This is a genomic window from Spirillospora sp. NPDC048823, assembly GCF_043198445.1.
Lineage (GTDB): Bacteria > Actinomycetota > Actinomycetes > Streptosporangiales > Streptosporangiaceae > Spirillospora.
Genome location: NZ_JBICUT010000003.1, coordinates 261,187 through 279,135, shown reverse-complemented (window position 1 = coordinate 279,135; position 17,949 = coordinate 261,187). Strand labels below are relative to the sequence as shown.

Here is a 17,949-nt window from a genome sequence, read left to right as displayed (position 1 = left end):
AACGAAACAAGCGGTGACTGTGGCCACGCTCTCCCAATGGGTCGCCGGATCCCGGCCCCGCACCCTGCCCGCGTCCCTCGTTCCCGTCGTCGTCGGCACCGGCGTCGCCGCGGGTGAGGGCCACGCCGTCTGGTGGCGCGCCGCGCTGGCCGCGTTCGTCGCCCTCGTCCTGCAGATCGGGGTGAACTACTCCAACGACTACAGCGACGGCGTCCGCGGCACCGACGAGGACCGCGTCGGCCCGCTCCGCCTCGTCGGTTCCAGGGCCGCGCCGCCCGGGCAGGTGCTCGCCGCCGCACTCGGCAGCTTCCTCGCCGCAGCCGTGGCCGGGCTGGTCCTCGCCGCCGTGACGACCTGGTGGCTGCTGCTGGTCGGCGCGGTGGCGATCCTCGCGGCCTGGTTCTACACGGGCGGCAAGACGCCGTACGGCTACCGGGCGCTCGGCGAGGTGTCCGTCTTCGTCTTCTTCGGCCTCGTCGCCGTCGTCGGCACGGTGTACGTGCAGGTCGAAGGGCTGCCGTGGGAGGCGTGGGCGGCGGCGGTACCGATCGGGCTGCTGGCCTGCGGGCTGCTCGTCGCCAACAACCTGCGCGACATCCCCACCGACCGCGAGGCGGGCAAACGAACCCTTGCCGTGCTGCTCGGCGGCCCCTGGACCCGGATCCTGTACGCGGCGTGCACCGCGCTGCCGTTCATGTTCGTCCTGGCGCTGGCCGCCCCGCACCCGTGGGTGCTGATCGCACTGCTCGCGGCGCCGCTGTCGCTGCCGCCCACGCGGAAGGTGCTGGACGGCGCGACCGGCCCCGACCTGATCCCGGTGCTGGGCGAGACCGGCCGCCTCCAGATCGCCTACGGGGTGCTGCTGGCGATCGGCCTGGCGCTCTGAGCGTCCCTCTCGGCGAGCAGGAAGGCGCCGGTCACGCCCATGAGGACGCCCGCGAGCACGCCGCAGAGCGCCGTCAGGTCGAGCGCCGCCGTGGACTCCCCGTCCAGGAACCCCGGGTGGCTCAGCGTCACCAGGAGCCCGTACAGGGACCAGGCGAACGTGGCGGCGGCCCCGACCCACGCCGCCGCCAGCGGGACCACGAACCGCCCCGGACGGCCGGCCCGCTGGACGATCACCAGGAGGGCCGTCGCGCCGGCGAGCGCCAGCAGGGCCGCCGTCCCGTCGACCAGGTGCTGGACAACGTTCCGGTGATCGACCTGTTCGGCGGTGAGACCCGCCGTCCCACCGAACGCCCAGAAGAGGTGGACGACGGCGAAAAGAACGGCGAGAACACCCGCCGCACGGGCTAGGAGCGCCTGCACCCGATGGGTCGCGCCCTTGGGGACGTCCCTGGTACGGACGGTGAAGACATCGGCCCACCGGTGCCGCGCGTACAGGACGAAGGCGGCGAGCAGTCCGAGACCCTGCACCGTGAAGCCCGTGTAGACGACCCCGTACACCCAGCCCTGGAGCGCGCCGCCGGACGCGCTCAACGGCTCCGAGGAGAAGAGCACCTGGAGGACGCTGCCCAGCGGCACGGCGAGGACGATCGGCGCGAGGAGCCCGGCGGCGACCCAGATCGGCATCAGCACCAGCCACGCCGGGATGCGCATGCCCCAGCGGAACGTGAACGCCAGCGCGACGGCGACGGCCATCGCGTCCATGCCCATCGTGATCGCGTTGCCCACGTAGAGCGCGGACTCCTTGGCCGCGTCCGTGTCGTTCCACCCGACCGTGCTGCCGGACAGCCACGCGATCTTGATGGTCAGGTAGGGGACGCACGCGGCGATGGTCGCCGCGCAGACGACCAGTCGGAGACGGCCGGGACCACCGCGCGCGATCCGCGTCCGCCCCGTGAACGGCTGAGCTGTAACGGTCATGGACCCGACGATGCCGGGCGCCGCCCGCGCACCGCTTCCCGCCGCAGGACGAAAACCCCGCCACGCCTCCCCCGCACGGGGGAACCACACCGACGGGCCCGGCGCCGGGCCTTTCGCTCTCAGTTCGCGCGGGCCTCCGGTCCCCAGTCGATCTCGGGGAGGCCCGCATCGACGAGGGCCTTGTTCACGGCGCTGAACGGGCGCGTCCCGAAGAACTTCTTCGCGCTGAGCGGGCTCGGGTGCGCGGACTCGATCACGGTGTGCTGCGCCCCCGTGATGAGACGTGCCTTCTTGCGGGCGTAGGCGCCCCACAGCACGAACACCACGCGGTCGGTCTTGTCGTTGAGCGCGCGGATCGCGGCGTCGGTGAAGTCCTCCCAGCCCTTGCCGCCGTGCGAGCCCGCCTCGCCGCCGCGGACGGTCAGCACCGCGTTCAGCAGCAGGACGCCCTGGTCGGCCCACCGGGTGAGGTCGCCGGACGCCGTGACCGGAACGTCGAGGTCGGTGGCCAGTTCCTTGTAGATGTTGCGCAGCGACGGCGGCAGCCGCACCCCGTCGCGCACGCTGAAGCTGAGCCCGTGCGCCTGGCCCGGGCCGTGGTAGGGGTCCTGCCCGAGGATCAGGACGCGGGCGCCACCGAACGGGCAGTGCCGGAACGCGCTGAACAGGTCCTCGCGCGGCGGGTAGACGGTCTGCGTCTCGTACTCCCCCGCGACGAACGCGCCCAGCGCGGCGGTGGCCGGCGGGTCGAGCAGCGGGTCGAGCCGCTCCCGCCAGTCACCGGGCAGCATTTCCATCAGGTCGAGGGACATCGTCGGGCCTCCGGGACGTGATCTCCAGTTGCCGCAAACACTAGTGCGGCCCACTGACACGCCAGGTCGAATCACGGGAGCGAAAGCACCCCGACCCTAGGATGAGGCCATATGCCCGATTCCCCCCGTCGGCGGCGGCTCCGCGCGTCCGCGCTCCTCGCCGCACTCGTCCTGCCCGGCCTCGGTGCGGGCTGCGGCGGCTCGCCCGAGCCGATCACGCTCACCGTCCTGGCGACCTCGTCGCTGAAGGAGGTGTTCGGCGAGATGGGGACGGCCTACACCCAGACGCACCCCGGCGTCAGGCTGCGGTTCGAGTTCGGCGCCACGCCCGAGATGGCCGACCGGCTGTCCGGCCACGACCCCGGCGACGTCCTGGTGACGGCGGACCGGGCGAGCTTGGACGAAGCCGGCGATGACCTGGCGGAACGCCGCCGGACCGTCGCGCACAACTCGCTCACGATCGCCGTCGGCCCCGGCAATCCCCACCGCATCCGCGGGCTGCACGACCTGGCGCGGCCGGGGCTGCGGGTGGTGGTCGGCGGCGGGACCGTCCCGGTCGGCCGCTACACCCGCCAGGTCCTCGCCAAGGCGGGCCTGACCGTCCACTGGAACTCCGAGGTGATCAGCGCGCGGGCCGTCCTGGACCTGGTGCGCGCCGGCGAGGCGGACGCGGGGATCGTCTACATCACCGACCTGCGTTCGGCGGGGGTCGCCGCAAGCAGCGTCCCGATCCCGGCGGACCTGAACGTCACCGCGGCCTTCCCCGCCGCGGCCGTCCGGGACGGCGACCACGAGGAGGCCGCGAACGCGTTCGTGTCGTGGCTGGTCACCCCGGCCGCGCAGAAGCTGTTCCACAAGCACGGTTTCGCCACTCCCCAACGGGGTCACTGAATCCGGGTACGCTGACTACTCACGGTCCTCTATGGTGACGGGAGCCGAGCGTGATGGAGGAATCACCAAAAGTGAGCACACTTGCCACTGTTCATCACCACCGCGAGCTCCCCGACACCCCCTACAACCTCTGGACGCGGGACGAGCTCGCCGACGTACTGGATCTCCCCCACGACGGCACCCGAGTCGAGATCGTCGGTGGGGAGATCATCGTGTCACCAGGGCCGGACATGGCTCACAACTTCATCGTCCAGGACATCTCCGATGCCGTCGCCGCGGCGCGCATCGGGGATGCGTCGTTCCGGTGGCGCTGCATCGCGACCCAGGACGTCAACCTCAGCGAGATCCACGACGGCTACATACCGGATCTGTGCATCCTCGACAAGGAGGTCGCCGCCCGGACACGCCGGGCGCAGCTCAAGAAGGCCCTCCCGGAGCACCTCCAGCTCGTGCTAGAGGTGACCTCGCCCAGCACCGTGTCAGATGATCGGCTGCCCGGGAAAAAGCGGTTCAGATCGACCAAGTGGAACGGCTACGCCCGTGTGGGGATCCCCCATTACCTGCTGGTCGATCGTGATCCCCAGGCGGCGCGGACGACGCTGTTCACCGATCCGGACACCGCCACCGGCGAGTACCGGGAGGCCGTGACCTGGGACTTCGGGGAGCCGGTCAAGCTGCCCGAGCCGTTCGGCCTGGAGATCCCCACCGGCGACTGGGAGCCCTGGCAGGGGGTCTAGGCGCACCTGCACCCGCGTGAAGGCGAGCGGTCCGCCGGAATGATCGGCCGCTCGCCGACACCCGATGACGCCGTCGAGGGCGCGTGGCCGCGGCTTCGTCACCCCGCCCGCACCGCTGGGGCGGGCATCACCCGACGCGGGGAAGGCCGATCGGGTTGGGGAACGGCATCTCGTCCGCCAGCGCCTTCGCTGCGGGCACGAGCGACTCGTAGATCGCCTCGGGTTCCTCCAGGACGCGGTACGGGGGCGCGGCGAGTTCGTCGGTGCGCCGTTCGATGCGCGCCCTGAAGGCACGTCCCTCCTCGGTGGCCTCTCCTCGCTCCAAGAGCCCCCGCTCGGTGAGCGCACCGGCCGCCACGTCCCACTCCTCCTGCGACCAGCCGCGGCTCTCCCGCAGCCACTCCGCCTGGACGGTCCCGACGGCCGACGCCAGGACGTTCGCCTCCAGCCCGTTCAGTCCTTCCCCGGTGAGCAGGGCGACGTGTCCGTCCCCGCGGTGTTCCCGCAGCGCGGTGGTCGCCTGCCAGAGCGCCTCCACGGGGTCCTCGGGGACGGGCAGGTCCCGGTTGGCCGCGAACAGCGGACGCCCCGCCGCGTCCGCCGCCAGCACGACCTGCCGCAACCGCGGCCCCGCGGTCACCGCCACGTCCTCGATCCCGGGGAAGGCCCTGCGCATGGCCCGCGCCGCGGCCTCACTCCTTACGCGCAGGATGGTCTCCGGCGAAGCGAAATCCCACGCGTCCGGGACGGCCCGCCGCACCCGCGCCGGATGGAACCCGAAGAACGTCGCCTCGATCGTCCCGGCCGACGCGGCTCCGAGCGGCGCGCCCCGGCTGCCGAAGTACCCCATCCAGTAGCCCTTGAGCCCGGCCTCCTTGTTGGCCGTCCGGCACTCCTCCGCGAAGTACGTCACCGCGTGCAGCGGTTCGATGGCCTTCCACATGTCCCGCGCGAGCTTGGCATCCATCCGCCGAACGCTAAGCCCGCCCGCATGCGCGCACAAGCCCCGTCACATCCCGGGAGTCCGATCCGTCAGTGGTATGACCTACCTGACCGAGGGGACACGATGGACGAGCGCGACTTTCTGGCCGAGCGGTTCGAGGGGCACCGCACCCACCTGAAGGCGGTAGCCTACCGGATGCTCGGCTCGCTCGCCGAGGCCGATGACGCCGTCCAGGAGGCATGGCTGCGGCTCAGCCGCTCGGACGCCGGCGACATCGAGAACCTGGGCGGCTGGCTGACCACGGTCGTCGGCCGGGTCTGCCTGGACATGCTGCGCTCGCGCACCTCACGCCGCGAGGACCCCCTGGAGGAACGCCTCCCGGACCCGATCATCGGTCCCGCCGGCGGCGCCGATCCGGAGTACGAGGCGCTGATGGCCGACTCGGTCGGGCTGGCCCTCCTGGTGGTCCTGCAGTCCCTCACCCCCGCCGAGCGGCTCGCGTTCGTGCTGCACGACACGTTCGGGGTGCCGTTCGACGACATCGCCCCGATCGTGGGACGGTCCCCGGCGGCCGCACGGCAACTGGCCAGCCGCGCCCGCCGCCGGGTGCGCGGAACGGCGCCGGACCCCGAACGCGACCCGGCACGCCAGCGCGAGGTCGTCGACGCGTTCAGGGCCGCCGCGCAGGACGGCGACTTCGAGGCACTCGTCGCCGTCCTCGCCCCCGACGTGGTCCTGCGCGCCGACCAGGGCGCGGACGGCTGGAGGGAGATCCACGGCGCGGCGGCGGTGGCGGGGCAGGCGCTCATGTTCCGCCAGACGGCGGGCGAGACGTACCCGGCGCTGGTCAACGGCACCGCCGGGATCGTCAGCGTCGCCGACGGCCGTCCGAGGTCCGTCCTGTCCTTCACGATCGTGGACGGCAGAGTCGCCGAAATCGACATCCTCGCCGACCCGGCCCGCCTCGCCGCCCTGGACCTCACCCTCCTCGGCTGATCCCCGGGGAACGGTGGACTTCGCGGCCCCACCAGTCGCCAACGACGACGACACGGTCGTGGTGGGCGCGTGGTGCGGGGCGGAGGGTCATTCGAGGGTGGCGGGCAGCGCTGAGGGGCGCGGCATGGCCTTGAGGCCCTCCAGGACGGCTTCGGGCGGGGCCGCGTAGACGGTGGGGTGGATCGGGTCGCCGGGGTAGGCGAGGCGGTCCTCCGAGGGGGAGAACCGGACGTCCACGCCCGGCTTGTTGCCTCGGGGGTCGAGGTAGACCCAGCGGTCGTCGACCAACGCGGCGGTGAGGCCGTGCAGAATGCCGGACGACTGCTGGTAGCACAGGCCCGCCTGGACGCCGCCCGCGCGCAGGAGGGCGACGTAGGCGTGCGACTTGGCGTAGCAGAGGCCGGTGCGCTGATCGAGGACGTCGGAGGCGCGCCAGGGGACGCGGGTGTCACCGGCGTCCATGGAGTGGGCGACCTCGTCGCGGACGTGATCGAAGGCCGCGTGGGCGTAGGCGATGTCGTCGCCGGTGCGCAGTTCCGCGGCGATCGACTGGACGAGCGGGTGCTCGATGTCGATCGCCTCGGAGGCGGCGAGGTAGTCCCAGGGGTCGCCGGCGAAGTCCATCAGAGGCCGAGGAGGGTCTCGATGCCGAGCGTGAGGCGGTCGAGTTCCGGGACCTTGCGGACGGCGAGCAGGACGCCCGGCATGAACGACTCGCGGTCCATCGAGTCGTGCCGGATCGTGAAGATCTCGCCGTGGCCGCCGAGGACGACCTCCTGGTGGGCGATGGCGCCGGAGAGACGGACGGCGTGCACGCGGACGCCGTCCACGTCGGCGCCGCGGGCGCCGTCGACCTCGGAGGTCGTGGCGTCCGGGGATCCGGTGACGCCGGCCTCGGCGCGGGCGGCGGACACCAGCTCGGCGGTGCGGTAGGCGGTGCCGGACGGGGCGTCGGCCTTGTTCGGGTGGTGGGTCTCGACGATCTCTACGGACTCGAAGAACGGGGCGGCCTTCTGCGCGAAGTGCATCATCAGGACGGCGCCGATGCCGAAGTTCGGGGCGATGACGACGTTCCCGGCCGAGTCGTCGGTCAGCCAGGAACGCACGGTGTCGAGGCGGGACGGGTCGAAGCCGGTGGTGCCGACGACGGCGTGCAGGCCGTGCTCGACGCACCATTTGAGGTTGTCCATGACGACGCCGGGGTGGGTGAAGTCGACGACGACCTCGGCGGCGGCCAGCGCGTCGAGCGCGTCGCCCTGGTCGACGGCGGCGACGAGTTCCGTGTCGCCGGCCCCCTGCACCGCGCGGCACACCTCGGCGCCCATGCGGCCCCGCGACCCCAGCACCCCGACCTTGATCACGTGTTCCTCCCGGTTGGCGTCCCGCCCGAGCCTATCGTCAGAAGCGCTTGCCCAGCTCGCGTGCGTCGGCGTGCGCGGTCCGGCGGTCCGTCTCCGCGTCGGCGGTGGCGAGGTTGGGGCGGAACGTGACGGTGCTGAGGTCGGTGACCCCGGCCCAGCGGAGCCAGCCGTCCAGGAAAGGCGCCTGGTGGTCGGTACCGAACGCGGGCGGGCGGCCCTCGCCGTAGACGGCGCTGGTGTAGACGACGGCGGCCTTCTTGCCGCGCAGGAGGCCGGTGTAGCCGCCGTCCGGGTCGAAGGAGAAGACCCACCCGGGCTGGGAGACCACGTCGATGAACTGCTTGAGGATGTAGGGGACGCCGGCATTCCACATGGGGACGCTGAACAGGTAGCGGTCGTAGGAGTCGAAGCGCTCGAAGACGGCCCGCGCGGCCTCCCAGGCGGCGGCCTGCTCCCCCGCCGGGTCGTCGCCCGCGAACACCGTCATCTTCGCGCCGGCTCCCGCCGGGCCGAACGCGGGGAGGGTGCCGTCCCAGAGGTCGTAGTGGTCGATGACGTCGCCGTAGGTCTCGCGGTAGGCGTCCGCGAACGTTTCCGCGATCGCCAGTGACTCGGAGGCGGCGCCTCGGGGGGACGCGGAGATGTGCAGCAGGCGTGACATGGGGGTCCTCTCGGAGAAGCATGCGGACTAGAGTCCGGTTACTTCTCCGGAGATTAACGGACCTCAGTCCGCTCGACAAGACCGGGTCTCAGTCGTCGTCCGAGACGAACAGGTTGAGCAGCCAGCTGACGACGCCGACGATGATCGCGCCCCAGAACGCCGGCCAGAACCAGTCGACGTGGAACGGCAGGTCCAGTTCCCCCGCCACCCAGCTCGTCAGCATGAGCAGGCCCGCGTTCACCACCAGCGCGAACAGGCCGAGGGTCAGGACGTAGAACGCGCAGCCCAGTACCTTGATGAGCGGCTTGAGGACGGCGTTGACGACGCCGAAGATGGCCGCGACCGCGAGTAGCGTCAGCACCCGCTCAGCCGTGCCGCCGGCGGTCAGCTCGATGCCGTCCAGGACGGCCTCGGCCACCCACAGGGCGATCGCGCAGATGACAAGCCTGATAAGGATCTTCACCTGCGAAGGTCTACCTGAAGTGCGGCGGTTTGGCGATCGATGCGGCGTAACGATTCGGGCGGCGGAACGGCTCAGGCGGTGAAGTCGCGGTCCCCCACCGGGCCGATCACGGTGAGCGCCTGCGGGCCGGCGAGGACTTCGCGGGCGACCTCGCGGACGTCGTCCAGCGTGACGGCCTCGATGCGGGCCAGTACCTCGTCCACCGCCAGCAGCGACTCGTAGACCAGCTCGCTCTTGCCGATGCGGCTCATGCGGGAACCTGTGTCCTCCAGGCCGAGGACCATCGCGCCGCGCAGCTGCCCCTTGCCGCGCTCCAGCTCCTCTTCGGTGAGGCACTCGGCCGCGGCCTTGCCGACCTCGTCGCGGCAGATCGACAGGACCTCCTCGGCCTTGGCGGGCTGGCAGCCCGCGTAGACGCCGAAGATGCCCGAGTCGGCGTACTGGGCGGTGTAGCTGTACACCGAGTACGCCAGGCCGCGCTTCTCGCGGATCTCCTGGAACAGCCGGGACGACATGCCGCCGCCGAGCGCCGCGTTCAGCACGCCGAGCGCGAATCGGCGGTCGTCGGTACGGGACACGCCGGCGCCGCCGAGGATGATGTGGGCCTGCTCGGTGTCCTTGTCGATCACGACGCTGCGCGGGTCCATGGGCGCGGGCGCACCGTCCAGGCGCGGCGCGGCGGGCGCGGCGTCGCCGGTCAGATACCCCTCGAACGCGCGGGACACCAGCCGGACGACCTCGTCGTGGTCGATGTTGCCCGCCACCGAAACCACCAGGTTGGACGGGACGTAGTGCTCCCGGTAGTAGCCGTGGATCCGGTCCCGGGACAGCGTGTTGATCGAGTCCTCGGTGCCGAGGATGGGACGTCCGAGCGGGGTGTCGCCGTACAGCGCGGTGGCGAACTCGTCGTGGATCAGGTCGCCGGGGTCGTCGTCGCGCATGTGGATCTCTTCGAGGATCACGCCGCGCTCGGCCTCGACGTCCTCGGGGCGGTTCACCGACGCCGCGACCATGTCGGACACCACGTCGACGGCGAGGGGGAGGTCGGAGTCCAGGACCCGCGCGTAGTAGCAGGTGTACTCCTTGGCGGTGAACGCGTTGAGGTCGCCGCCGACCGCGTCGACCGCCGCGGAGATCTCCAGCGCCGACCGCCGCCGCGTGCCCTTGAACAGCACGTGCTCCAGGTAGTGGCTCGCGCCGGCGTCGGCGCGCGCCTCGTCGCGGGAGCCGACCGCCGACCAGATGCCGAACGCGGCGGACCGCACGGTCGGCAGCGCCTCCGTGATGATGCGCAGCCCCCCGGGCAGGACGGTGCGGCGTACCGCTCCGGCGCCCTCGGTGTGGATCGTGGTGGTGGTGCCGGGCTCCTGCGCCCTCGCCGGCAGGGTCACGTGTCGCTCACATTCCGTGGTTGGAGAGCGGCCGGCCGGCCCGCCCTCCGCGGGCGGGCCGGCCGGTCATAGCCGAGGTCAGGAGTTGCGCTGACCGGAGTCGTCGCCGCGGCGGGTGCGGCGGCGGCGCGGGCGGCGCTCACCGTCGTCGCGCCGCTCCCGGCGCTCACCGTCGTCGCCGTCCGAGGACTCGGCGGACGCGTCCGGCGCGGCGCCGCCGTCGCCCGGACCGCTGTTGTCGGCCTCGCGCTCGACCACCTCGACCGGCACCAGCGACAGCTTGCCGCGCTGGTCGATCTCGGTGACCTCCACCTGGATCTTCTCGCCGACGCCCATCACGTCCTCGACGTTCTCGATCCGCGCGCCGCCGTGCAGCTTGCGGATCTGCGAGACGTGCAGCAGGCCGTCCTTGCCGGGCAGCAGCGACACGAACGCGCCGAACGTGGTCGTCTTGACGACGGTGCCGAGGAACCGCTCGCCGACCTCCGGCATGTGCGGGTTGGCGATCGAGTTGATCGCCTGCCGCGCGGCCTCGGCGGACGGGCCGTCGGTGGCGCCGACGTAGATGGTGCCGTCGTCCTCGATGGTGATGTCGGCGCCGGTGTCGTCCTGGATCGAGTTGATCATCTTGCCCTTGGGGCCGATGACCTCGCCGATCTTGTCGACCGGGACCTTGATGGTGATGATCCGCGGCGCGTTCGGGCTCATCTCGGCGGGCGCCTCGATGGCCTCCTGCATCACGTCCAGGATCGCCAGCCGGGCGCCCTTGGCCTGCTTCAGCGCGGCCGCCAGCACCGAGGCGGGGATGCCGTCGAGCTTGGTGTCCAGCTGCAGCGCGGTGATGAGGTCACGGGTGCCGGCGACCTTGAAGTCCATGTCGCCGAACGCGTCCTCGGCGCCGAGGATGTCGGTGAGGGTGACGTACTCGTCGCCCTCGTTGATCAGGCCCATCGCGATGCCCGCCACCATCTGCTTGAGCGGGACGCCCGCGTCCAGCAGCGACATGGTGGACGCGCAGACCGAGCCCATCGAGGTGGACCCGTTGGACCCGACTGCCTCCGACACCTGCCGGATCGCGTACGGGAACTCCTCGCGGGTCGGCAGCACCGGGAGGATGGCGCGCTCGGCGAGCGCGCCGTGCCCGATCTCGCGGCGCTTGGGCGAGCCGACCCGGCCGGTCTCACCGGTGGAGTACGGCGGGAAGTTGTAGTTGTGCATGTAGCGCTTGGTGCGCTCGGGGTTCAGCGTGTCGATCATCTGCTCCATGCGGAGCATGTTCAGCGTCGTCACGCCGAGGATCTGGGTCTCGCCGCGCTCGAACAGCGCCGAGCCGTGCACGCGCGGGACGACGTGCGCCTCGGCGGTCAGCTGGCGGATGTCCTTCAGCCCGCGGCCGTCGATGCGGAGCCCGTCGCGGACGACCCGCTCGCGGATCAGCTTCTTGGTGACGGCGCGGTACGCGGCCGAGATCTCCTTCTCGCGTCCCTCGAACGTCTCGGCCAGCTTGTCCGCGGCGGCGGCCTTGATCTCGTCCAGCCGGGTCTCGCGCTCCTGCTTGCCGGCGATCGTCAGCGCCTGCGCCAGGTCGCCGCTGACGGCGTCGGTGACGGCGGCGAGCACGTCGTCCTGGTAGTCCAGGAAGATCGGGTACTCGGCCGTCTCCTTGGCGGCGACGGCGGCGAGGTCGCTCTGCGCCTTGCACAGGACCTTGATGAACGGCTTGGCCGCCTCCAGGCCCTCCGCGACGGTCTCCTCGGTCGGCGCGGTCGCGCCCTCACCGACGAGCTTCAGGGTGTCGCGGGTGGACTCCGCCTCGACCATCATGATCGCGACGTCGCCGTCCTCGAGGACCCGCCCGGCGACCACCATGTCGAAGGTGGCGCGCTCCAGCTCGGGGTGGGTCGGGAAGCCGACCCACTGTCCCTCGATCAGCGCCACGCGGACGCCGCCGATCGGGCCGGAGAACGGCAGGCCGGCCAGCTGCGTGGACAGCGAGGCGGCGTTGATCGCCACCACGTCGTACAGGTGGTCGGGGTGCAGGGCCATGATCGTCTCGACGACCTGGATCTCGTTGCGCAGGCCCTTGGTGAACGACGGGCGCAGCGGCCGGTCGATCAGCCGGCAGGTCAGGATCGCGTCCTCGGACGGACGCCCCTCCCGGCGGAAGAACGAGCCGGGGATGCGCCCGGCCGCGTACATCCGCTCCTCGACGTCGACGGTCAGCGGGAAGAAGTCCAGGTTCTCCTTGGGCTTCTTGGACGCGGTCGTCGCCGACAGCACCATCGTGTCGTCGTCGAGGTAGGCGACGGCCGAGCCGCCGGCCTGGCGGGCCAGCCGGCCCGTCTCGAAGCGGATGGTGCGGGTACCGAACGTGCCGTTGTCGATCACGGCCTCGGTGCTCTGCGCACCATCGATGCGCACGGCTTCTGTCACGGGAAACCTCCTCAGGGTTCCAATGTCGGTCCTCGCGGCCGTTTCCCGTGGTCTTGCACGCTGCCGGTCTTCGATCGAAGCACCCGGATCGAGATCTCGCCGATGCGGCGGAACGGATCCGGAAGCCACTACCGAGGACCGGCCCGCACCAGCGGTGTCCGCGAGGCTTGTCTGCAGTTGTGGCCCGCCCGCGGCCTCGGGGCCGGGGCGGCCTGGTGCCGGCGGCCGGCCCGTCCGGCCGGGCCCCGGCATGGCCGGCGGCCCGTGGCGGGCCCGCCGGTCATAAACGAAGGGAGTGGCCCGGCGGGCCACTCCCTCACCGTCCTAGCGGCGCAGGCCGAGTCGCTCGATCAGCTGCCGGTAGCGGTTGATGTCCTTGTTGCTCAGGTACTTCAGGAGCCGGCGACGACGGCCGACCAGCAGCAGGAGGCCGCGGCGGCTGTGGTGGTCGTGCTTGTGCTCCTTGAGGTGCTCCGTCAGATCGTTGATGCGGCGCGTCAGCAGCGCGACCTGGACCTCCGGGGATCCGGTGTCACCCTCAGTGGTCGCGTACTCGGCGATGATCTGGTTCTTCGTGGCGGTGTCGAGCGACACGTGGCTCCTTCGATGGAATCGACACCCGCAGATCCGGGGCCCGGAGGGCGCACGGGTCCGCATGGTGCGTGCTCTAGAGATTGGCGGGCCGCATGAGGGTGCAGCCAGCCGCGCCGGGGCCCTTCCCGGCGACTATTCACCGTACCATGTTGGCTGCAAGCCCGGCCCAGGGTGCTCGCCTGGCGGCTCGCACCCTGACCGGTCTCGTGCGGGCGCGAAGCGCTTCGCGATCTTCCCGGTGGGGCTCGCCTTCGGCTTCGCCCCACCGGTCAGGTGGCGCGCCCGCGTGACGGCTGAGGTTTCCCTGGGCTAGGACGTGATCTCGCGGATCTTGTCCACGTCCCGGTGCATCCGGTCGACCAGGGCCTCGACGGAGTCGAACTTCAGCGTGTCACGGACGCGGGCGGTGAAGTCGACGGCCATGTGCTCGCCGTAGAGTTCCAGATCGTCACGGTCCAGCGCGTAGGCCTCGACCGTCCGCTCCCCCGCGCCCTCGAACGTCGGGTTGGTGCCGATGGAGATCGCGGCCGGCCAGCTGAAGCCCGGGTAGCGCTCGGAGTCGCAGACCAGCCGGCCGCCGTAGACGCCGTCGGCGGGGATCGCGGTGTGCGGCAGCGTCTCCAGATTCGCGGTGGGGAAGCCGAGCGCGCGGCCTCGCTGGTGACCGCGCACGACGATGCCCTCGACGCGGTGCGGCCGGCCGAGCGCCCGCGCCGCCGCGTCGACCTCGCCCGCGTCGAGCCGCCCGCGGATGTGGGTGGACGAGATCGTCCCGCCGTCGGCCACCAGCGGCACGCCCTCGGCGGTGAAGTCGTACTTCTCGCCGAGCTCGCGCAGCAGCGCGACGTCGCCCTTGGCCTTGTGCCCGAACCGGAAGTCCTCGCCGACGATGACGTGGGCCGCGTGGAGCCGGTCCACCAGGACGGACTGGACGAACTCGTCCGGCGCCACCTTCGACAGCTCCAGCGTGAACGGCACGACCACGACCGCGTCGGTCCCGAGGCCCTCCAGCAGCTCGATGCGGCGCTTGGTGCCGGCGAGCAGCGGCGGATGGGTGCCGGGCCGGACGACCTCGTCCGGGTGCGGGTCGAAGGTGATGACGACCGAGCGCAGGCCGCGGCGGCGGGCCTCCTGGGCCGCGGCGCCGACGATCCGCTGGTGGCCGCGGTGCACACCGTCGAAGACACCGATCGTGATCACTGAACGGCCCCAGTCTGCGGGAACCTCGTCGAGGCCATTCCAGCGCCGCACCATTCTCTCCCTGCGTAGGACGTGCCTGCCCGGTTGCTGTCGTCCTAAGAGTGCCATGCGGGTGCGGGGGGCGTCGCACCCAGGGGGGTTGACCGGCACCGCACCCGTCAGCCGGACTGGTAGACGACGAACGACACCGCGATGTACTGCAGGATGTAGGCGGCGAGGGTACAGGCGTGGAAGACCTCGTGGAAGCCGAACCAGCGCGGGGAGGGGTTGGGGCGGCGCAGTCCGTACACCACTCCCCCGGCGCTGTAGCAGATTCCGCCGACCGCGACCATGAGGCAGGCGGCCAGGCCGGCACCGGACAGGAACTGCGGCAGGAAGAACACCGCCACCCAGCCGAGAACGATGTAGAGGGTCACGTAGAGCGCGCGTGGCGCGCCGATCCACATGGTGCGGAAGAGGACGCCGGCGAGGGCACCCGTCCACACGGTGACCAGGACGGCGACGCGCACGCCGCCGTCAAGCGCGAGCACGGCGAACGGCGTGTACGTCCCGGCGATGATCAGATAGATGTTGGCGTGGTCGAAGCGGCGGAGGATCTCGATCAGCCGGTGCGAGGTCTGCCGGTGGTAGGTCCCCGAGATCCCGAACAGCATCGCCGATGTCGCCACGTATACCGCCGACGCGAGCCGCGCCTGCACGGTCGGGCCGAGCGCGACGAGCACGAGCCCGGCGACCAGCACCGCGGGGAACGCGCCGACGTGCAGCCAGCCGCGCAGCCGCGGACGGGTGGGGGACGACACCGGGGGATGATCGTTCACAGTGGTCACGGACACCTCCTACCCAAGGAACCTACGGCTACGTAGGTTACGCGTCCGTAGGTTCGGCCGCACCGCCTACAACTGGTGATGCTCGCCACGGACGCCCGTCGTGTCCAGTCCAGGCCATCGGAAGTCAGGACACGAAAACGGCGATGGGCTTGGCGACCTGCCCTTTCTCCTCGACCAGCGCCAGCAGCGACCCGTCGGGCCCGAAAACGCCCACCGGGCCCGGCCCCAATCCCGCCGCCGGGAGGCGCCCGCCATGCGCGACCTTGCGGGCGTCGTCGTCCGACACGTCCCGCCGCGGGAACACGGCCGCGACGGCCTCGCCCATCGGCAGGATCTCCAGCTTCTCGGCGAGCCGGTCCAGTGTCCGCGCCATGGCGAGATCGTAAGGCCCGACACGGGTGCGGCGCAGCGCCGTCAGATGGCCCCCGCAGCCGAGGGACGCGCCGAGATCCCGCGCCAGCGCACGGATGTAGGTACCGGACGAGCAGGAGATCGACGCGTCCACATCGATCACCTCACCGTGCCGCCGGACGCCGCTGACGGTGAAGGCGTGCACGGTCACCGGGCGGTCGGCGAGTGCGACCTCCTCGCCCTTGCGGGCCATCTTGTACGCCCGCTCCCCGTTCACCTTGATCGCGCTCACCTGCGGCGGAACCTGCCGGATCGGCCCGGTCAGCGCCGCGATCCCCGCGCGCAGCGCCTCGTCGGCGACCCCCGCGGCGGACGCCGACGCGGTGATCTCGCCCTCGGCGTCGTCGGTGTTGGTCGACTCGCCCAGCCGGATCGTGGCGTCGTAGCCCTTCTCGGTCAGCGCCAGATGCCCGAGCAGGCGGGTGGCCTTGCCGACCCCGAGGACCAGGACGCCGGTCGCCATCGGGTCCAGCGTGCCCGCGTGCCCGACGCGCCGTGTCCCCGCCAGCCGCCGCATCCGGCCGACCACGTCGTGCGACGTCCAGCCGGCCGGCTTGTCCACGATGACGAGCCCCGAGTTGTCCGAGTTGTCCACGCTCGCTCCGAAAGATCAGTCGTCGTGTTCGCCGGGGACGCGCAGCGCGGCGCGCAACCGGTCGATGATGCAGGCGGGCTCCCCGCCCATGGTGAACGCGGCGGCGGTGCGGTGCCCGCCCCCGCCGAGCTCGACGCAGGCACGGCCGACGTCGACCGAGCCCTTCGAGCGGGTGGAGACGTACCACTCGCCGCCGTCGTTCTCCTTGCACACGACCGCGACCTCGGCCTCGTCGGTGCGCCTGAGCTGGTCGATGACGCCTTCGAGCTGGTCGTAGTGGACGTCGCGGGCATCGCGGTCCGAGCGCGCGATCGTCGTCCAGACCAGGCCGCGGCCGCCGGCGGCGTCGCGTTCCAGCCGGGCCCGCGCCAGCGCGCCCGCGAGGACCTGCAGGTACCCGAACGGCGCCCGGTCCCACAGCTCCCGGCTCACCGCCTCCGGCCGGACGCCCGCCGTCAGCAGCCGTCCCGCCAGGTCATGGACCTCGGCGGTCGTGCACGGGTACTTGAACGAGCCGGTGTCGCTGGCGAGACCCGCGTACAGGCCCTGGGCGATGTCGCGGTCCAGTTCGACGCCGAGCCTGCGGATCAGCTCCTCGACCAGCACCGCCGTGGCGGCGGCGTCCGGGTCGACCAGCCGCACCCCGCCGAACCCGGTGTTGGACGCGTGGTGGTCGACCACGATCAGCGCACCGGCCCGTCCGGCGGGTTCGGCGAGGGAGCCGAGCCGCGCCTGCCCGGCCGCGTCCAGCGAGATCATCAGGTCGGGGGCCGCGGGCATCCGGGCGGGCTCGACCAGCATCTCCTGGCCCGGCAGGAACCGCAGGATCTCCGGCACCGTGAACGGCTCACCGAACGACGCCAGGCAGCGCTTGCCGAGTGTGCGCAGTGCCTGCGCCAGCGCCAGCATGGAGCCGAGCGCGTCTCCGTCCGGGGCGATGTGGCAGGCGAGGCAGACCTCCCCGGCCTCCTGGATCAGCTCGACCGCCCGGTCCCACTCCAGCCCGCCCGCCGAGCCGTCCGGCGGGGCGGGGGCGGCCGGTCCACCGCCGCGCACGGCACCCCCGCCGCGCGGCACGATGTCGTGGCCGCTCGCGGAATGCCCGTCCACGTCATGCAGCAGGCACTCCTCCGGCCGCCCGGCGCCGGGCGCCTCCGCACGCCTCTCCGGCCCGCTCACGATGACGGGCGTCCGGAACGGCCGTCCTCACCGTCCCCCGCGGCGTCGTGCCCGCCGAAGTCCGCGCCGTCCACGTCCTCGCCAGCGACGTCGTCGTCGCCGGCCTCGGCCTCGGCCTCGCGGTAGGGGTTGGCGTCACCCGCCGGGGACGCGCCCTGGGCCGCCCTCGCGACCTCGGCGTCCCTGGCGCGGGCCTTGGCGAGCAGGTCGTCGATGTGCGCGACGTTCTCCATCAGGGAGTCCATGACGAAGGTGATGCTGGGCGTGTGCCGGACACCGGTCTGCTTGCCCACCTCCGACCTGATGACGCCCTTGGCGCTCTCCAGCGCGGCGGCCGTCTCGGCGCGCTCGCCGTCCGACCCGTACACCGTGTAGTAGACGGTCGCGTCGCGCAGATCGTTGGTGATGCGGGTGTCCGTCACGGTCACGAAGCCGAGCCGCGGATCCTTGATCCGCCTCTCCAGCATCTCGGCCACGATCTGCTGGATGCGGTCGGCGAGCTTACGCGCCCGAGCTGCGTCCACCATGATCGCACTCCCTTTCTATGGTCTACGTGAGGACTGACCCCGCACTTCTCATTGTGCGGGGA

At 71.7% G+C, this 17,949-nt stretch carries 19 protein-coding genes; 4 read left to right on the top strand and 15 right to left on the bottom strand.

Annotation, left to right across the window (positions count from 1 at the left end; genetic code table 11):
• Positions 1–19: 19 nt before the first annotated feature.
• Positions 20–886, top strand: coding sequence for a 1,4-dihydroxy-2-naphthoate polyprenyltransferase (locus ACGFK0_RS08820; RefSeq protein WP_392902860.1), 867 nt, complete (start codon positions 20–22; stop codon positions 884–886).
• On the opposite strand, the gene ACGFK0_RS08815 is transcribed toward ACGFK0_RS08820, so the two are convergent.
• On the bottom strand, positions 850–1,866 hold the full coding sequence (locus tag ACGFK0_RS08815) for a hypothetical protein (protein WP_392901979.1): 1,017 nt from the start codon (positions 1,864–1,866) through the stop codon (positions 850–852). The two genes, ACGFK0_RS08820 and ACGFK0_RS08815, sit on opposite strands and share 37 nt — an antisense overlap.
• Before the next feature lie 119 nt (positions 1,867–1,985).
• On the bottom strand, positions 1,986–2,678 hold the full coding sequence (locus ACGFK0_RS08810; protein ID WP_392901977.1) for a uracil-DNA glycosylase: 693 nt from the start codon (positions 2,676–2,678) through the stop codon (positions 1,986–1,988).
• A 111-nt stretch (positions 2,679–2,789) separates the two neighbouring features.
• Here ACGFK0_RS08810 and modA point away from each other — a divergent pair, with 111 nt between their 5' ends.
• Both modA and ACGFK0_RS08800 read left to right on the top strand, forming a co-directional pair.
• Positions 2,790–3,569, top strand: a complete 780-nt coding sequence (gene modA / locus ACGFK0_RS08805) for a molybdate ABC transporter substrate-binding protein (protein ID WP_392901975.1) — start codon at positions 2,790–2,792, stop codon at positions 3,567–3,569.
• Positions 3,570–3,640: 71 nt separating this feature from the next.
• Positions 3,641–4,306, top strand: a complete 666-nt coding sequence (locus tag ACGFK0_RS08800) for a Uma2 family endonuclease (protein WP_392901974.1) — start codon at positions 3,641–3,643, stop codon at positions 4,304–4,306.
• 127 nt (positions 4,307–4,433) lie between these two features.
• On the opposite strand, the gene ACGFK0_RS08795 is transcribed toward ACGFK0_RS08800, so the two are convergent.
• Entirely contained in the window at positions 4,434–5,273 is an 840-nt protein-coding gene (locus tag ACGFK0_RS08795; RefSeq protein ID WP_392901972.1) for a hypothetical protein, read from the bottom strand.
• A 99-nt stretch (positions 5,274–5,372) separates the two neighbouring features.
• Here ACGFK0_RS08795 and ACGFK0_RS08790 point away from each other — a divergent pair, with 99 nt between their 5' ends.
• Positions 5,373–6,245 carry a sigma-70 family RNA polymerase sigma factor gene (locus ACGFK0_RS08790; protein ID WP_392901970.1) on the top strand — a complete coding sequence of 291 codons (873 nt, stop codon included), beginning with the start codon at positions 5,373–5,375 and terminating at the stop codon, positions 6,243–6,245.
• 87 nt (positions 6,246–6,332) lie between these two features.
• Here ACGFK0_RS08790 and ACGFK0_RS08785 read toward each other — a convergent pair whose 3' ends face one another.
• The 12 genes from ACGFK0_RS08785 to rbfA all read right to left on the bottom strand — a co-directional run bounded on the left by ACGFK0_RS08785 (position 6,333) and on the right by rbfA (position 17,887).
• A complete protein-coding gene (locus ACGFK0_RS08785; RefSeq protein ID WP_392901968.1) occupies positions 6,333–6,869 on the bottom strand; it encodes a transglutaminase family protein in 537 nt (178 codons plus the stop codon).
• Positions 6,869–7,606 (bottom strand): 4-hydroxy-tetrahydrodipicolinate reductase, encoded by a 738-nt coding sequence (gene dapB / locus ACGFK0_RS08780; RefSeq protein ID WP_392901966.1) that lies wholly within the window; start codon positions 7,604–7,606, stop codon positions 6,869–6,871. Before dapB ends, ACGFK0_RS08785 begins: the two co-directional genes overlap by 1 nt.
• Before the next feature lie 37 nt (positions 7,607–7,643).
• Positions 7,644–8,267: an FMN-dependent NADH-azoreductase gene (locus ACGFK0_RS08775; RefSeq protein WP_392901964.1), complete on the bottom strand. Its 624-nt coding sequence runs from the start codon at positions 8,265–8,267 to the stop codon at positions 7,644–7,646.
• 88 nt (positions 8,268–8,355) lie between these two features.
• Positions 8,356–8,730, bottom strand: coding sequence for a phage holin family protein (locus ACGFK0_RS08770; RefSeq protein ID WP_392901963.1), 375 nt, complete (start codon positions 8,728–8,730; stop codon positions 8,356–8,358).
• Positions 8,731–8,801: 71 nt separating this feature from the next.
• The gene (locus ACGFK0_RS08765) at positions 8,802–10,121 is read right to left on the bottom strand and encodes a M16 family metallopeptidase (protein ID WP_392901961.1); all 1,320 of its coding nucleotides are present in this window, start codon (positions 10,119–10,121) and stop codon (positions 8,802–8,804) included.
• 78 nt (positions 10,122–10,199) lie between these two features.
• Positions 10,200–12,536 carry a polyribonucleotide nucleotidyltransferase gene (locus tag ACGFK0_RS08760; RefSeq protein WP_392902857.1) on the bottom strand — a complete coding sequence of 779 codons (2,337 nt, stop codon included), beginning with the start codon at positions 12,534–12,536 and terminating at the stop codon, positions 10,200–10,202.
• A 342-nt stretch (positions 12,537–12,878) separates the two neighbouring features.
• Positions 12,879–13,148 carry a 30S ribosomal protein S15 gene (gene rpsO, locus ACGFK0_RS08755; RefSeq protein WP_021599383.1) on the bottom strand — a complete coding sequence of 90 codons (270 nt, stop codon included), beginning with the start codon at positions 13,146–13,148 and terminating at the stop codon, positions 12,879–12,881.
• A gap of 309 nt (positions 13,149–13,457) precedes the next feature.
• Positions 13,458–14,399: a bifunctional riboflavin kinase/FAD synthetase gene (locus ACGFK0_RS08750; protein WP_392901958.1), complete on the bottom strand. Its 942-nt coding sequence runs from the start codon at positions 14,397–14,399 to the stop codon at positions 13,458–13,460.
• A 107-nt stretch (positions 14,400–14,506) separates the two neighbouring features.
• Complete coding sequence (locus ACGFK0_RS08745; RefSeq protein ID WP_392901956.1) at positions 14,507–15,175, bottom strand: hemolysin III family protein; 669 nt, start codon at positions 15,173–15,175, stop codon at positions 14,507–14,509.
• 124 nt (positions 15,176–15,299) lie between these two features.
• Positions 15,300–16,181: a tRNA pseudouridine(55) synthase TruB gene (gene truB / locus ACGFK0_RS08740; protein WP_392901954.1), complete on the bottom strand. Its 882-nt coding sequence runs from the start codon at positions 16,179–16,181 to the stop codon at positions 15,300–15,302.
• Between the two features lie 15 nt (positions 16,182–16,196).
• Positions 16,197–17,360 (bottom strand): bifunctional oligoribonuclease/PAP phosphatase NrnA, encoded by a 1,164-nt coding sequence (locus ACGFK0_RS08735; protein ID WP_392901952.1) that lies wholly within the window; start codon positions 17,358–17,360, stop codon positions 16,197–16,199.
• Positions 17,357–17,887 (bottom strand): 30S ribosome-binding factor RbfA, encoded by a 531-nt coding sequence (gene rbfA, locus ACGFK0_RS08730; protein ID WP_392901950.1) that lies wholly within the window; start codon positions 17,885–17,887, stop codon positions 17,357–17,359. The genes ACGFK0_RS08735 and rbfA overlap by 4 nt, the downstream gene beginning before the upstream one ends.
• Positions 17,888–17,949: the final 62 nt, after the last annotated feature.

Excerpts from the sequence above, each read along its gene's own strand:
- ACGFK0_RS08815 (WP_392901979.1), bottom strand. The coding sequence starts at position 1,866 with ATGACCGTTACAGCTCAGCCGTTCACGGGGCGGACGCGGATCGCGCGC.
- ACGFK0_RS08810 (WP_392901977.1), bottom strand. The coding sequence starts at position 2,678 with ATGTCCCTCGACCTGATGGAAATGCTGCCCGGTGACTGGCGGGAGCGG.
- modA (WP_392901975.1), top strand. The coding sequence starts at position 2,790 with ATGCCCGATTCCCCCCGTCGGCGGCGGCTCCGCGCGTCCGCGCTCCTC.
- ACGFK0_RS08795 (WP_392901972.1), bottom strand. The coding sequence starts at position 5,273 with ATGGATGCCAAGCTCGCGCGGGACATGTGGAAGGCCATCGAACCGCTG.
- ACGFK0_RS08790 (WP_392901970.1), top strand. The coding sequence starts at position 5,373 with ATGGACGAGCGCGACTTTCTGGCCGAGCGGTTCGAGGGGCACCGCACC.
- ACGFK0_RS08785 (WP_392901968.1), bottom strand. The coding sequence starts at position 6,869 with ATGGACTTCGCCGGCGACCCCTGGGACTACCTCGCCGCCTCCGAGGCG.
- ACGFK0_RS08775 (WP_392901964.1), bottom strand. The coding sequence starts at position 8,267 with ATGTCACGCCTGCTGCACATCTCCGCGTCCCCCCGAGGCGCCGCCTCC.
- rbfA (WP_392901950.1), bottom strand. The coding sequence starts at position 17,887 with ATGGTGGACGCAGCTCGGGCGCGTAAGCTCGCCGACCGCATCCAGCAG.